Raw genomic sequence first — 15,400 nt, 5'->3', positions numbered from 1 at the left:
AGCCAAATAAGACCCGGTTGACCAGGGCCGGGTCTTATTTGACGGATAGGCGTTCGTTATGTCCCTAATTTCCTGACCGCGTGTCAGTTACATAATTAAATCTATAATTTCTGCGAGAAACTTGCCGATGAATTCGTTTGGATAAGGACCCGGATGGATATTGTCATCAAATAACAGCTCATAATCCAGTAACCCGGCATTTACGCAATCCCGGAAATACTTCTCAAAGTCCACAAATCCATAATCGTTAAGGGAAGCAAATTGTCTGAGCGCTTCATAATAATCTTCATAGCTTACAGGTGCCGACGGCGCTCCTTCAAATATAATCGCTTTGTCCCCCAGGCTCGTAAACAACAGCACATCCATTTTCCTGTTTCCCTTATGATTATGATGAAGATTCATTTTGCTTAGCAATTCCGTCAAATTGGCCGTAAAGGTCACAATAGGGGTTTGTCTGAGATATTCATTCACAATCGGAGCCTGTATGATGGCAAGCGACGGAGTGAAAGGTACAAAACGCAGCAGCTCGTCCATATGGGGATAGGAAGGATCATTGAAGCTCTCCGTTCCGTCGCCCAGCCATTGCCCCACCGTATGTCCACCCATCGAGAAGTTGCGGATATTATTACCGTCAAACATTATGCCTCTGAGACTTACAATCGGGGATATAGGAGACTCCCCCACCCGTATCAAGGAATCAGCCAGCAGGCCCGCTCCCGCAAAAGAAAAATAAATCCTTCCTTTCACCTTTTGCCCGTAGTCGATGCAATAAACAACTTCTTCATCCCCGTCAGGGCTGAAAGTATCAAGGACAACACTTTTTTGAAGCGTAATTCTGCCATTTTCGCAGCTAACAGACCGATGAACACCATGATCGATTCTGGTAACCTTTGGGAATCCCTCCATTCGGGAGAGCGGGTAATCACTCTGATGGCGGTCTTCATCTTCATCCCGTAAAGATATTTCCAGCATACCTCCGTCCGTTCCTGACAGGACGCCGATATATAGTTTGCTGGCATAAGCCTTCATATCGACATAGAACTTGGCTTCGTTGCCATTCGCTGGATCCGGAGCCATAGTAAGCAGTTTGCTGCCGAATTTATTGAGCCCGGCAAGATAACCGAGATTTGTTCTCGCCTGGTCAAGGCGGCTTGGGGAATAAAAGCCGACCGCTGACACGGGAGAAGTGACCTCCACATCAAGCATATCGGATATCCCTTTGACTTTCATGATCGGGTCTTCATGGTTTCCCGGACCAGGTATGACAGCGTCCTGGTACCAATCGTATTTGTTCACCACATGTTTCCTGACTCTGGCAAAGAATCCATTGCTGTATGGAACAGCCATATGCGTGAAGGGTGTGGGCAGGACTACATCGTAGCCTAGCGAGCCTTGCCCCCAGCCGTGGCTGTCACCCAACATTATGATTTCCAAATCCGTCGTTTCATGCCCTCTCCGCCGGGCTGTTAATACGGGAAATTGAGCAGCCCGCAGATTAATCGCATATTTCGCCAGAAAAGGCAGTACATCGGTACTCATCGTTCCTCAACCTCATTTCAATAAGGCTCGTACCAACATCTTTATAGTTCAATGGTTCTGTTCTCGAGGGCGGACTGGTTAGCGGCCAATGAAAACGCCAGCGTCTTCATGCCATCAGCATAGCTGGACAAAATAATATCTTGTCTGCCGGATAACACCGCCTGGACGAATGCTTTATTCTGCTCCCGGTAGCAATCCAGCTTGGAGGTCTGCGTTATATTTTGTTCATTATCGACGATTTCGACCGTAATGCCATTCTGGCTAATATGTACAAAGAAATCATGTCCGAACAGTTTAATGTCATGTCCGGCGTGATAGTTGGACATACAGGTTTCGGTAATGCTTCCAATCAAACCTGATTTCATTGAAAAGGTTATAGCCCCCGCATCGTATATTGTCGCTTCAGGATCAAGCCGTTTAATGGCCGATTGGCTGAATCTGGCATTCACATCGTGAAACTCGCCGGATACAAACCGGATCATATCGACCTGATGGGTAACAGCGTCAACAAAATGTCCACCTGAAAGCGCAAGCGTCCTCCACCATTTAGCTGGATGACTCCCGTTATACCGATTTGCCTGAATCAAATGGACCTCCCGGCCCTTCAGGTAATCCTTCGCTTTGCGCACCGTATCCAGATAACGCAGACAATAACCGGTGGAATTGATAATCCCCGCTTCCCGGACGATCTGTTCTTTTTTGCGGACAACATCCAGGTCCAAACCTAATGGTTTCTCCACAAAAATGTGTATGCCTTTACGTGCGGCGGTTTCTTCCAGCTCACCTCTGGCAAACTGGGGCGTACAAATAAAGACAGCATCGATGCGCGCAGGATCCAGCACGGCATCTGCACTGTCATAGACGGCTGCACCTGTCTCCTCCGCGGCTTTATGGCATTGTTCCTTGTTTATATCAAACACACTCGCAATTTCGACCTCTTTCATTTCGAGCAGCGTCTTCATATGATGCCGCGCCATATCTCCGGCGCCGATAAATCCTATTCTCAGGCTCATCTATTTTCCCTTCCCTTTCCAGCAAACGATTTAGGACCACATTTTTTATGATGAAAGAATGACTTTACTGCCGGATCGAATAGACTCGTCAATGGCGAAGGAAACCTCCATCGTTTTGTAGGCATCGAAAAAATCGGAGCGGGGAACGGTTCCCTTTATGATCGATTGGGTAAATTCTTTGATTTCATCGGCAAAAGGATGGTGAGAGACATCACCGCTGTCCGGTAATATTGTAGGAATTGCAGCATAATCGGTTTGACCTGGAAGCGTGTGGCTGAACAACTTATTGTCCATAATGGATCCTTTCTCACCCAGCAAATGAACGTTGAATTTATACGTTGTTTTGCATTCGATAGAGGAGGATATCTTGCCGAGGCCGCCATTTTTCAGCTTAAAGATAGCCAGGGCATTGGGGTCGAATTCGTATTCCGAGTTGCTCCAGGTGGTGCAGCTGTAGGCTGTCACTTCATCGATCTCTCCGGCAAAGTAACGCAAGGCATCCACGGCATGACAGCCTGCAGACAGGATACTGCTTCCACCTTGATTCTTCGTGCTGCTCCAGCGGAACTGCCCGTATTGAGGACCAATATTATGCCAATAATCAATCTGCGCCATGAATATCCGGCCAATCGCATCGTTATCAATGAGCGATTTGGTCGTATCGAAGCTCGGGTTCCAGCGTAACACAAAGCTGACAACGGTCCGGATGGGATTCCTGGTTATCGCTTCGGCCATCCGCCATAAATCGGCTTTATTCATAGCCATTGGCTTCTCGATTACCAGATGCTTGCCGTTCTGCGCGGCGAGAATCGCTTGTTCTGCTCGCACATCCGGCGTTGAACACAGAACGATCGCATCTATTTGCGGATCCTTGACCATTTCGGCGAACGTGCCGAAGCAGCGGGCATCGCTGTTATGATCAACCAGAATTTGTTTTGCGCGATCCGGATTGGAACTTACCAGCCCCGACAACTCCGCTTCTGGATCTGCCAGAATCGCTTTCATGTACTCTCCTGCCACCCAGCCTGTTCCTACAACGGCAAATTTTATCGTCACTCTAATCTCCTCCTTGATATTTCTGATCAAGATATTGGGATGATTATAAATCGTGAAACCGTTCTCAATTCTTATTATAATGGATGTGTAGACCTTTTCCAGATGGAGAAGGCATTAAATTCAAAAAAAAACGGCATTTCTGCCGTTTTTTTAATGTGTTACAGGTTCTAAAACGGTGCGGTTGCAAAACGGTTATTCCACTCCATGCTCTTCTTTGATTTTGTACAGCCCATTGATAAGCAATTCCGCAGGATCCCGATTCAACAGCAGATGCGTAAACAAAAGATGAAGAGGATAAGCGCATACGTTATTGCCGTCCTTTATTGCCGGAAATCCGGCTTCAAAAACAGGACCATGCTGTTCATTCCAATCCAGACCCGCATGAACCTGCTCCTGGGAGAATTCTTCCTTAACCGATTTAATACATAGTGGAACCAGCATCTTATCGATAAACGCTTTTGCTTCTTCTTCATTCGAAGGCGCAGCAGGAAGCAATTTACCCCCTTCAGTCTTCATCAGCTCGAAGAAGAAGGAAGCCATCCATTCTGCCGGATTACTGCCATTCTGAAATTGATCGACCAGCTCGCGCAGAAAATAGCCACATGCATAGCCGTTACCCGATTCATCCGTCACATGATAAATAAACAATGGACCATAAACCTCATGGTTCGACACTTGGCCATTTACATCGTCAAAATACATTTTCAACGAAACGAGGCCGTTATGATGAACAGCCTTGACCAGTTCAGCCCAATCAACATCCTGATTCTGATCTACCTCTTCATTTGTTTTCTCGTTAGTCATCGTTAGCTTCACCCGTTATTAATCATAACACCAGACGCTTTGCAACGTCTAGTCCGCATCCGATTTAAGGCTTTATTTCACTTTTATCACGACATTTTCTTTTTAATCAAATCTTCAATTCGCCTTGCTATGATTCATTTTACGTGGAAATACCTCCAGCGAAATTACAGCACACAAAATGATAAACCCGCCCAATACCAGGTTGATCGTAAGTGCTTCCATCCCAAGCAGGACGGAGAAGAGACTTCCAAATAACCCTTCTGTCGAAAGCAGGACTCCAGCTTTTGAAGCTGTCGTGTATTTTTGCGCTGCCGTCTGCAGAAGGTAGCAGAGACAAGTGCTGAATATGCCCAGATAGATTGCTGCAGGAAGCCCAGCACCTAGATCTACTGCTTTGAACGCATTTGGATCGATTACAATCAATACAAAAATAGAAATAATTGCGGCCATGGAGATCTGTAGCAAGTTAATTATCATTGCGCCACTCTCTCGCATAGCGATACCTAAATAGGTAATATGCAGTGCAAAAAAGAATGCACATAGCAAGGTTAACCAATCCCCTGCATTAAAATTAGCTTCAACGCTTCCCGGTTTGATTGTTAGCACTCCGATTCCTACCAAAGTAACAACTGCCATTAGAAACGTCTTAAGTCCAGGTTGCCTTCTTGATGTTACCCAAACGATTAATGGAACCAAAACCACATTCGTAGCTGTAAGAAATGCGCTATGAGAAACTGTCGTAAGGCTTTGACCCCATATTTGGGTGTAAAATGCTAGAAATAGAAATATGCCAGCTATTACACCATGACGAAGATCTGAGGTGCGAATATGTTTTAGTTCTCGCAGGCAGAAGGGCAGCATAACAAGCGCTGCTATTGTAAACCTAAGAGCCATGATAAGCGCTGAACTCATACCAGCATCGATTGCCATTTGGCTAGCAATAAAGCCAGAACCCCAAATAATCGCTACAAGAATGAGCATGAAGTCAGCCGTGATTTTTTTCTTATTCTCACGATGAATCAAATAATTCTTCCTCCTATCCACTTTGAGCCTCGTCAACCGAGAGCACTCAGCACGATAATCTTTTTTCGGAAACTCACGTCTCTTGTCTCGAATTTTTTATTCATTATATCATGTAAAGAAAGGCGACAATTCGTTTAACAGCAAACGAATTGTCGCCTTTAATATTAGGACTCACTCTACCATCACTTTCAAAAACTTATTCCATTTGATAGATCTTATCAAACACTTTAACATTCCGTAGTTGAGCTTCACCTACTTCTAATGGAATATTCGGATGAAAGGTCACCTGCTCCCCTTCTACACGCATACCGAACATTCCAAAAACGATCGCTTGCGCAAAAGCTGCACCGGCTCCGTCCAGAGGCTGCTCCCACCCTTCTCTTTAGAAGCTGTTTAACATGAGTTGGAATCGAAACTTGCTATCCTCTCCGAACCACATAGGGAAATTTGTCCCCCATACGTTGTTATACAACAGTACATGAATGCCCCCCTCTAAGGAAGGAAAGGTATTGTCGAATTGCAGGATTCTTCTCTCTCCCATTGCCAGAACAGGAGCATCGAAAGTCTCAATGGAAGCCATTCCGTCTGATCCTTGATAATGGACGCCAGTTTCTACAGCATGAAGATTCCGATTGCCATTCTTGACAACCTCTAGAGGAGAAACCAGCTGACCCATCTTACTCATCTTCCACAGGTTACTATTAGCCATCAAGGGGGCAAATGAGAACCAGATCGATTCTGGCAGACGGTTAGCTTGCTTGGAATACCAATTCAAAGTGACAGCAATCGTTGCTTCCAGTTTGCTAAATGTATATTCTATTTTTAGGTTCCGAGGAGCTCCAAGCTGTTCTACTGCTTCAATCGGCAGTTCCAGCTCCAGCTTCACTATATCTGACAATGTCCCATATAATCCACGGATAGCAATCACTTTGGGCGAAAATAATTGATGACGGGGCGTCGGCAGCGCATTCTCCATTCCCGGCTTGCCAAAGTCAGCATCCGACCAGCTATGCGTAACGGAGGTATTCTCTACGTATTGTTCAAACCACGAATGATAGTTTTCCATCCCGAACGATTCATAGAAGAAACTGCCCAAGACGTGATTTTCATCAGCCCAGATCTTGTCCTTATGATCAATCAAATGATTTATCGAGCCATCTTGTCCGAATGTAACTTGGAACAGACCAAGCTTATAGTTTATGAGCGGATTCATCTCCACCCCATCTTCCAACAACTCTGTTTGAGGCTTCAAATGCTGCAGGGCTTCACGCATTTCTTGTTGCTTATCTTCAGCTAGAGCATGTATAGCCTGCTCCAGATAATTACGCTGCTCTTGCCACGAATTTTCCAATAGTGAGTACGACCTTTGTCCCCCACTGACATGTCCTTCAAATTGCGCCGCGGACATCTTATCGTCGGCATTCATTGCAAATGCGCCGATATACTGATATTTGGCAGGGATTGCCTCATGTGTAACTCTATCTTTCTCTCTCGCTCTTGCAAAGCTTGTCGGTGTGTAGGATATGTAATCACCAAGGAATGTCTTCTCATCCATCCCCCAAGTATGCTCTGCCACTAAAAGAATATAATTAGAGAAGGTATCACACTCCTGCGTTCCTTCGATTAATCGCCCTTCGTTCAGCCAGCGTGTTCTGATGCGCTGCATTTCGCGAAATCTTGCTATTTTAGTCGGATCAGATGCGGCTCCATGTATCCACGAATCACCAATCTCCTCCGTCAAGACAGGGAGAGTATGTTTGAAAACAAGCAGTTTTTCCGCGAAAGCGTCCATCGTCGATGCCTGAACAAGGGCCCCAGGAAACCTCTCACGCAGCCGGTCGAACTCTTCGCGCACAGCTTCGATAGACGGAGGCCCATTGTTATCTCCCGTATGGGCAAAATACAACACATCCTGCAGTCCAGGAACTTGCACGGTGTTCCCATAATTGTCTGCATAGTTCACAACAAGGTCAGAACCATCGGCAGCTTTCCAAACGAACAAAGAAGGGACACTTGGCACTTTAGAAGCTGGATTGACACCCAAATGCAAGTATTGAATCCCCTGCGCAGACATGTGCGGGATCATTGAGCGAGTATGTCCGGGAACATCTGTCATCTTAGCTGATATCGTCTTCTTGCCGTACCGCTTATCCAGCCGATCTGCAATAGATAGTCCATATTGAAACAACGAAGAGTCAAGCAACTCCGTGTGGGTAGTGAAGGGAAGTCCATGCCAAGCGATATGCCCATTCTGAATGGCCCTCTCCATCCGCTCTTTCTCATCTGGCAAAGCATCTGCTAGATACTCTTGAATCAACCATGACCCCGTCGTCCAGATAAAGCCTGCTGCTTCCTCTGACTTATTAAGTTCTTCTGACAATGACAATGCCTTGGGAATAAAATCTTCCTTGTATTTACGTAGCACATTACGAGCCAAGTCCGTAAATCCAATATCCAGGTGGGTTTTGAACACCACATGTACCGTCTTAATCTCGTTCATAACCATTTCCCTCTCTCCTAGGCTTACTCTTTAACGGAACCTAACACGATCCCATGGACAAAATATTTTTGTAAGAACGGATAGATAACCAGCAGAGGTATCATAGCAACAATTAATTTAGCGCCATTAAGTGTTCGATCGGAAGCCTTGCTAAGTTTAATAAGGTCTTCCGTGGTCATGCCTTTCATTAACTCCGGATCGATTCGTACGACAAGCTGCTGAATATACGTTTGGAGCGGATAGTTCTCGGGCTTGCTCATGAAAATAAGTCCATCAAAGAATGAGTTCCAATGGCCAACAACGCTGAACAAGGTGACCGTTGCAAGCGACGGCAGTGATACCGGCAGGTACACCTTGAACAATGTTTGCCATGGACCAGTGCCGTCTACCACTGCCGCTTCCTCCAGTTCCTTAGGCAAGTTCCGGAAGAAATTCATGATGAGAATGACGTTAAATATCGGGACTGCACCTGGCAAAACCAGTGACCATAATGTATTCTGAAGGTGAAGTGCTGTAACCGTCATGTACAAGGGAATCAAACCACCGGAGAATAGCATACAGCCTACCAGAAACCACATATAAATATTGCGGCCCGGGAACATTCGACTGGCTTTGGATAAGGGGTATGCCATAATAACGGTAAGCGCCATATTAATAAAGGTACCGAGCAGCACTCGTTCCACAGACACCTTAAAGGCTGTAAAAAACTTATGATCCTTGAGGATGATACTGTAGGAAGAGAAGTTGAACCCCTTTGGCAGAAGCAATACCTCTCCAGCATTCGCAGCTGACTTCTCACTAAGGGAGAGTGCAAGGGTATGCACGAGCGGGAAGATCGAAATGAATGAAATGATGGTAAGAAGAAGTACAATGGTAACGTCCGTACTCTTGCTGAATAACGTTTTTGATTTGACCATATCATTTCTCACCACTTTAGTTAGAATATGCGATAATTGGCAAATTTCGAGGCCAGTTTATAAGAAATCATAATTAGAATAATAGCGACGACGGACTTTAAGAGTCCTACTGCGGTAGCGAGTCCGTACTGATTTTCAATTAATCCCATGCGATACACATACGTATCTATAATATCGCCTGACGAATAGACGAGTGGATTGTAAAGGTTAAAGATCTGATCAAAGCCAGCATTCAAAACATTCCCTAAGCTTAATGTGACGAGCAGGACAATCGTAGGGGTGATGCCAGGCAGTGTAATGTTGATTAGCTTACGGAAGCGATTCGCTCCATCGATCTCAGCAGCCTCATACAGAGAAGGATTAATGCCCGTTAATGCGGCCAAATAGACAATCGCAGAAAAACCAAATTCCTTCCAAATGTCACTCCCTACCACGATGGGCCGAAACCAAGTGTTGCTTGCCAAGAACATAACGGGCTCTAATCCAATAGCTTTGAAGACGAGGTTAATGACGCCATCCAGTGAAAGCATCGAAACCATAATACCCGCTAAGATAACCCATGACATAAAATGAGGCAAATAAACAATTGTTTGAACGAACCGCTTAAACCAGCTCACACGCACTTCATGAAGAAGAAGCGCAAATATGATGGGAACGAACGTGCCCACCACAATTTTTGAGGAGGCGATTACAACTGTATTGATAAAAACTTGCTTGCTGTCTGGGATATCCATCATGAATTTGAAGTTCTCAAGTCCGATCCAATCTTGATCCCAAATACGGATACCAGGGATAAAGTCTTGAAAGGCTATCACGATACCGAACATGGGAACAACCGAGAATAAGATTAGGAGGATAATGCCCGGCAGCAGCATTAGATGATAATTAACAATAAAGCTTTTGTTCCTCATATGTCCCTGCCACCTGTCGTTGGGTAAGCAAGGGCCGCTGTCCGTATGGATGAACAGCGCCCCCGTGCTTGACTCCTGTTATTTTTCTATTTCTGCTTTAATTTCCTTAAGCACTTCATCCCCGCCCAGTTTATTCCATTCCTTTACAAAATCATCAAATTTCTCAATTGGCTCATCACCGAGAATAATTTTAAGGAAGGTTTCATTCTCCAGCTTGGTCAGTATCGCCCATTTTCGCTGCATCGTCGCTGTTTTACCGAAAAATACGTTCCGCACGATATTAAGTTTGTCAGAACCAATTTCAGCAGTACCATCAACTCTAGCTACTGCGCTGGACCATGCCACCAAGTCCTTCTTCGGATTTTCTTTGTTTTTCATATAATCGTTATAAAAGCCTTTAACCTCATCATTCAATTTAGATGGATCCTTGTCATCTATAGCCTTCTTTAGCTCAACATAGACATCATAAGCTGCTGATTCATTGGACAACTGTAGAGCAAATGGCCATATGCCCCAATCAATGCCCAGCCCTTTGTAGATGTCAGCTGAACCTGGGTCCAGGAAACGAATACCTTCTGTTTGAGTGTTCAAGACCTTGAGAACAGCTTCTGGATGCTCGTATTTCTTATTAACGACCAGGAAACTTGTTGTCGGATCTTGATCGGAGATATTGAATTTCCCTTCACTATCGAGCGGTCCAGTTAATGGCTTCCACTCTGCTTTCATATCATTCTTAACGGAGTCTGGAAGCGGCGAGTACGGCATCCACCATGGCCCGAACATAATACCAACCTTGTTCCCTGCAATTAATTCATTCGGATCCTTTCGCACGGCAAATTCTTTATCAAGGATATCTTTTTTGTACAATTCTTGAAGCTTAGCTAATGCTGTCTTCATCTCCGGAAGCGTTGAGCTATACGCGACCTCTCCAGATGCATCGTTGATAAATAGCCCTTTAAAAGCTTTGTAAGCACCAAATATAGGATCCAAGGTATTCGAAGAGTTCCAGGCTGAAAGCTGAGGAAGTCCTGTGAAGCCTATGGTATCCGCCTTGCCGTTACCATCTGGATCCTTCTCGATGAAGGCTTTGGCTACAGCCTCGAGCTCATCCACTGTCGTCGGCATCTGCATGCCAACCTTATCGAGCCAATCTTGTCTAATCCAAGTAAAACTATGCTGTCCACCAATCTCTGTATTAGGGAAAGCATACAATTTACCATCAAAGGTAGCTCTGCTTAGCACCCGATCGCCATAGGAATCGTAGTAGCCTTTAATGAGTTCACCCACATAATTCTTATAGACATCTGTCAGATCAGCAACCAAATCTGCTTTGACAAGCTGTTTCAATTGTTGTTCATTGACAATAAACGCATCCGGTAAATCCTGACTGGCGATGGCTACACCGATCTTTTGCTGATAAGCGTCCGCCGTCTCAGTTTGCCAGGCGAAAGATATCTTAACATTCAATTTCTTCTCCAAGTACCGGTAATACTCATTGTTTTCCAATGTGTCGCCGTTTGGAAGCTTCAAGTCCTTTGTACCATAATTCTTGGCAATCTTGAGCGTAATTGGCTCGTCATACTTTCCGTGAGGATCTTTGGCTGCTGACTCATTATTCGATGTGTTATTTTTTTTATCCGTTGAAGAAGGTTTATCGACTGCATTATTCGTATTGCCACATGCCGTCAACAAAAGTAAAAGCGATGCTAATAAAAGTAAAGTGATTCTCTTCTGCATATTCTGTTCCCCCAGTCATCTATTTGTCTCACAACGATATCGTAATTCATCCGGCTCGTTTCGCGAATGAGAATACAGTCGAATTCATAGGGAAAATTGTTGCTTCCATAGTAAGCGGTAGCATTTTCGACGAAATTCATACCTCCAGCGTCCAATTTCATACTTATTAGAATTCTAGCGAAAGCGGAATTCGGAGTGTAACGAGTGTCCCATGGCCGACTGTGCTGGTGATTTCAAATGTATAACGGTTCTCATAATGGGCTTCGAGCATCCTTCGAACATAATTGAGCCCAATGCCAAGACCAGTCTTTCTATTCTTCTGGTTCTCATCCGCAAGTAAACGTTCAATTTCTTCTGCTGTCATTCCTCTTCCATTGTCCGTAATATGGATAATCATCGTATTATTATCCTTCGCTATCTTCACCTCTATAACTCCCTGATTGGTGTCAATACCATGATAGAGAGCATTCTCAACCAAAGGCTGTAAGATGAACTTAGGGATCCTAATGGTCGAGGCAGCAATATCCTCATCCATCTGGAACTTGACGCCAAATTCATAATCATATCGGATTTGTTGGAGCTCAATATAGTCCTTCAGAGCCGCTAATTCCTCCTTGAGTTCAACAGTCTCTCCTCTTTTATCCAAATTATAATGAAGTACCCTTGTGAAAATAGAAACCATGCGATCTATGTCCTCTTGACCATTCATTCTTGCCATGAATTGAATGGAATTAAGCGTATTATGGATAAAGTGAGGATTGATCTGATAGAGCAGCGCCTCCACCTCTAGTTGTCTCTTGGCTCGTTCGCGATTCTCTACCTCAATGAATAAGAATTGAATGCGCTCTCTTAATTGATTCATTTTCTTCACGAGAACATCAAATTCGATAATTCGGGTCAATGACATCGGTTTATTGGATTGAAGCGGATCTACCTGTCCAATATCATGACCGATCTTCTTCAAAGGGCCGTAAACAGACTTCCAAATAACGGTTGCAAATGTAATGCTTATTGCAATTCCTCCAAGCAAAACAGCAAAAAACTTATATAACCAATTGTTAAATTCTTTGTTGAATTCGCCTTTATGAATCGTGACAATCAAGCTCCAGCCTTGCTCACTAGTAACCTTGTACAAATAATAGTCATCCGTTTTTAGTGAAACGCCCATCTTCAGCAGCTGCTGCTGCTGCTGAAGCTTTTTTCCTTTGGGAAATTCTTTATTTAAGTCAGTAAAGACAATTTGCCCAGCTTGGTCTAATAGTACATGTGATACCTTCATACCATATTGTTGTTTACTTAACAGCTTCTCAAATTGCTTCACATTCGTTTCCATGTACACGTAATTCGTGCTGCTCTCATTCAATGCGCCCGGGGATTCCACAGGTCGTACCAAAGAAAATACGTCGTAGTCCCCATACCGATATGCTGTCTTTCTTGGTCCGTAGAAGGTAACACCATTTACTTTGGATAACAACGTTGAGATGCCATTTTCCTTCATAAACCCCTCTCGAACCTCGAGATTATTGAACATGACCTTTCCTTTATCATCGTAGTACAGAATGACACCCAAATAAGGATTCGTAAAATTGACGAGATTGAGATTCTTCTGTATTTCTTTCTGCAATGCATACTTCTGGAAATTACTAGGGTTAGCTAAGAGATCATAGAAGTTCTGCCCGACGCTTCCCTCCATGGAGAGCTGGAGTGAGGCATATTCCATATTTTCAAGTGTGCTCTCAAGTCCAGATTTGACATTAACCAGTGTATTTGTAATACCGCTTTCGATTTTGTTGCTATAGATTTCCTGTATGGCTACATAGCTAATTCCGCCAAGCAGCACAAGTGGGATAAAAACAATCAACATTAATACAGAGAAAAGTCGGCGGCGTAAAGAAATATTCGTATCTGTTCGGATTAGCCTAATCACTCGTCTTTCGCTCCTTGCTGCATTTTCTTTCGATACTCCGTCGGATTCTGGCCGAATTGATTACGGAACAATTTGCTGAAATATTTCTCGTCTTTGAAACCACTCTTTAAAGCAATTTGATACACGGGCTCATTACTTTGCTCTAGCAATAGTGCAGTCCTGGCTATCCTTCTTACCTTTACATAATCGCTATAGGCCTCACCAAGAATGTCCTTGAAGCATTGACTGAAATAACTGCTGCTCATCAACAACTTCATCGCTAGCTCGTCCCTGTTGAAGCTGAAGTCCTTGCCTTCTTGAATATATGTCAGAGCTCTCGCTATCGTGGTGATGACAGAAGATGAGTAAGGAATTTTTTTCATTTGCTCTTCGCACTGCCCTCGCAGGGAATCCAGCTTTTCCTTCCACTGATACCATGCTGCAAAAGAATCACTACATATTCCCATTTCCCATCCACTTCCCGCAATCGACTGCCAAGGCTGCAAACAAGTGTTTAACAATCGCAGCAATTCAGCAGGGTCCATTTTATTATGAATGGTGACTTGAAGGGCCTCTTCATAAGCAGCTGCATTCGTCATCCATTCCTGCGTTTCCCATGCCTTCATCACTGGAGAGCTCTTATCTTCCAGGCTCCCTGAACTGACAGATGGCAGAGATAGCTCATAATAAGTTTGCCCAGCCTTTCGTTCATAGAACAGAAAGGTAGGAATAAGTTGGCCTAAACGATCCTTGAGAGCTGCCAAATTATTTCCTGATCTGTCCATAATTCGAATTACTGCCCAGTCTTCTTGTTGAAACCATGATTGGATTGGCTTCATATCGAGCTCCCGCTCCTTACCTGCAGGAACAAGCCATGCATGTTCGGAGATTGCAACTAGACTGTCTTCCTCGCACAATGCCTGATTGATAATCATCTCTTTATGCTGCTCGCCCTTGAGATCTGCAAAGACATAGCCACTCAAGCTCTCCGAATTCATAGAAGGTAATGAGCGATGCAATTTCTCGTAGGAAACCCTTTCTACGATTCTCATAAAGATATCCTCTATTTTATCCTGCTCGAATTGCGTTTTCACGATGTAATCGATAGCCCCAAGGCGCAGAGCCTCTTGTACATATTCGAAGTCCTGGTGACAGGTCAATACAATAATCCATATATGGGGATATTGTAAACGGACAGCCTTCATCAATTCAAAACCATCCATGATCGGCATCGAAAGATCTGCAAATAGGAAATCCACGTGCTGATCTTTCAAGAACTCCAAGGCAGACTCCCCATTGTTCGCCTCGCCAATTACCTTCATGTCGAATTTGCTCCATGGCAGCAAAGCTATAAGCCCTTTACGAATTAGCTTCTCGTCGTCTGCAATTAAAACGTTTAACATCTTTATTTCCCCCCTACGCTACACAAGATTGTGGTGCAGTAACAATTTTACATGTATATGATTATGTACAATATCTAAATTGTCTTCAGTTGTCCACAGATCTATTGAAGGAATAATTGGTGGCTTGCACATTCAAGGGAACCGTCATCCGCAGACGGTCCACCTTGCTCTCCCCCAACCATAAAAAATTATTAAACATGCTTTTATTGGAGTCGAGGAACTATGCCTTATAATCGTAATGTCCTACTTGGACTCATTTCAGAAATTGAGGATGTTTTAGAGCCGGGGGTATTTTGGTTTAAAGTCAGTCCCTCGCAACACGAACGACTTCGGTATGGGTCCTCTGTCAAAAAACGAGAGCAGGGATTGAATGAACATAGATGAGTTACATGAAGAGGAATTGAGTTTAATCGGATCGAAGCAAATTTGGAAGTGCAGAAGTCGAAGGTATTAACCTCACTGACTTTAATGAACAAGCCAGTCAGCTTGCCGTACACGGAAAAGGACGAAAATGGAGATATTCCCCACTTCCGTCCTCTCTAATCGAACTTCTGCAAAAATGCGTCGCTGAAAGATTGCAGCCGAGGAGAA

Annotated in this window: 11 protein-coding genes; all 11 read right to left on the bottom strand. The window is 44.2% G+C overall.

Features of this window, described 5'->3' with window-relative positions; all coding sequences use genetic code 11:
- Window positions 1-87: 87 nt before the first annotated feature.
- Window positions 88-1,539 carry an SGNH/GDSL hydrolase family protein gene (locus tag IEY46_RS07965; protein ID WP_188990758.1) on the bottom strand — a complete coding sequence of 484 codons (1,452 nt, stop codon included), beginning with the start codon at window positions 1,537-1,539 and terminating at the stop codon, window positions 88-90.
- Window positions 1,540-1,580: 41 nt separating this feature from the next.
- Complete coding sequence (locus IEY46_RS07960; RefSeq protein ID WP_188990757.1) at window positions 1,581-2,552, bottom strand: Gfo/Idh/MocA family protein; 972 nt, start codon at window positions 2,550-2,552, stop codon at window positions 1,581-1,583.
- Window positions 2,553-2,597: 45 nt separating this feature from the next.
- Window positions 2,598-3,608 (bottom strand): Gfo/Idh/MocA family protein, encoded by a 1,011-nt coding sequence (locus IEY46_RS07955; RefSeq protein WP_188990755.1) that lies wholly within the window; start codon window positions 3,606-3,608, stop codon window positions 2,598-2,600.
- A gap of 192 nt (window positions 3,609-3,800) precedes the next feature.
- Window positions 3,801-4,412, bottom strand: coding sequence for a hypothetical protein (locus tag IEY46_RS07950; protein WP_188990753.1), 612 nt, complete (start codon window positions 4,410-4,412; stop codon window positions 3,801-3,803).
- Between the two features lie 114 nt (window positions 4,413-4,526).
- The gene (locus IEY46_RS07945) at window positions 4,527-5,435 is read right to left on the bottom strand and encodes a DMT family transporter (protein ID WP_188990751.1); all 909 of its coding nucleotides are present in this window, start codon (window positions 5,433-5,435) and stop codon (window positions 4,527-4,529) included.
- A 382-nt stretch (window positions 5,436-5,817) separates the two neighbouring features.
- Window positions 5,818-7,941, bottom strand: a complete 2,124-nt coding sequence (locus tag IEY46_RS07940; RefSeq protein WP_229750139.1) for a DUF5054 domain-containing protein — start codon at window positions 7,939-7,941, stop codon at window positions 5,818-5,820.
- Window positions 7,942-7,958: 17 nt separating this feature from the next.
- The gene (locus IEY46_RS07935; protein WP_188990749.1) at window positions 7,959-8,852 is read right to left on the bottom strand and encodes a carbohydrate ABC transporter permease; all 894 of its coding nucleotides are present in this window, start codon (window positions 8,850-8,852) and stop codon (window positions 7,959-7,961) included.
- Window positions 8,853-8,872: 20 nt separating this feature from the next.
- Window positions 8,873-9,763, bottom strand: coding sequence for an ABC transporter permease (locus IEY46_RS07930; protein WP_188990747.1), 891 nt, complete (start codon window positions 9,761-9,763; stop codon window positions 8,873-8,875).
- Between the two features lie 78 nt (window positions 9,764-9,841).
- Window positions 9,842-11,500 (bottom strand): extracellular solute-binding protein, encoded by a 1,659-nt coding sequence (locus IEY46_RS07925; protein WP_188990745.1) that lies wholly within the window; start codon window positions 11,498-11,500, stop codon window positions 9,842-9,844.
- Between the two features lie 166 nt (window positions 11,501-11,666).
- Complete coding sequence (locus IEY46_RS07920) at window positions 11,667-13,427, bottom strand: sensor histidine kinase (RefSeq protein ID WP_188990743.1); 1,761 nt, start codon at window positions 13,425-13,427, stop codon at window positions 11,667-11,669.
- A complete protein-coding gene (locus IEY46_RS07915; RefSeq protein ID WP_188990741.1) occupies window positions 13,424-14,809 on the bottom strand; it encodes a response regulator transcription factor in 1,386 nt (461 codons plus the stop codon). The genes IEY46_RS07920 and IEY46_RS07915 overlap by 4 nt, the downstream gene beginning before the upstream one ends.
- Window positions 14,810-15,400: the final 591 nt, after the last annotated feature.

Source organism: Paenibacillus nasutitermitis, from assembly GCF_014641075.1.
GTDB classification, from domain to species: Bacteria; Bacillota; Bacilli; order Paenibacillales; family Paenibacillaceae; genus Paenibacillus_Z; species Paenibacillus_Z nasutitermitis.
This window is presented reverse-complemented; position numbering and strand designations above follow the sequence as displayed.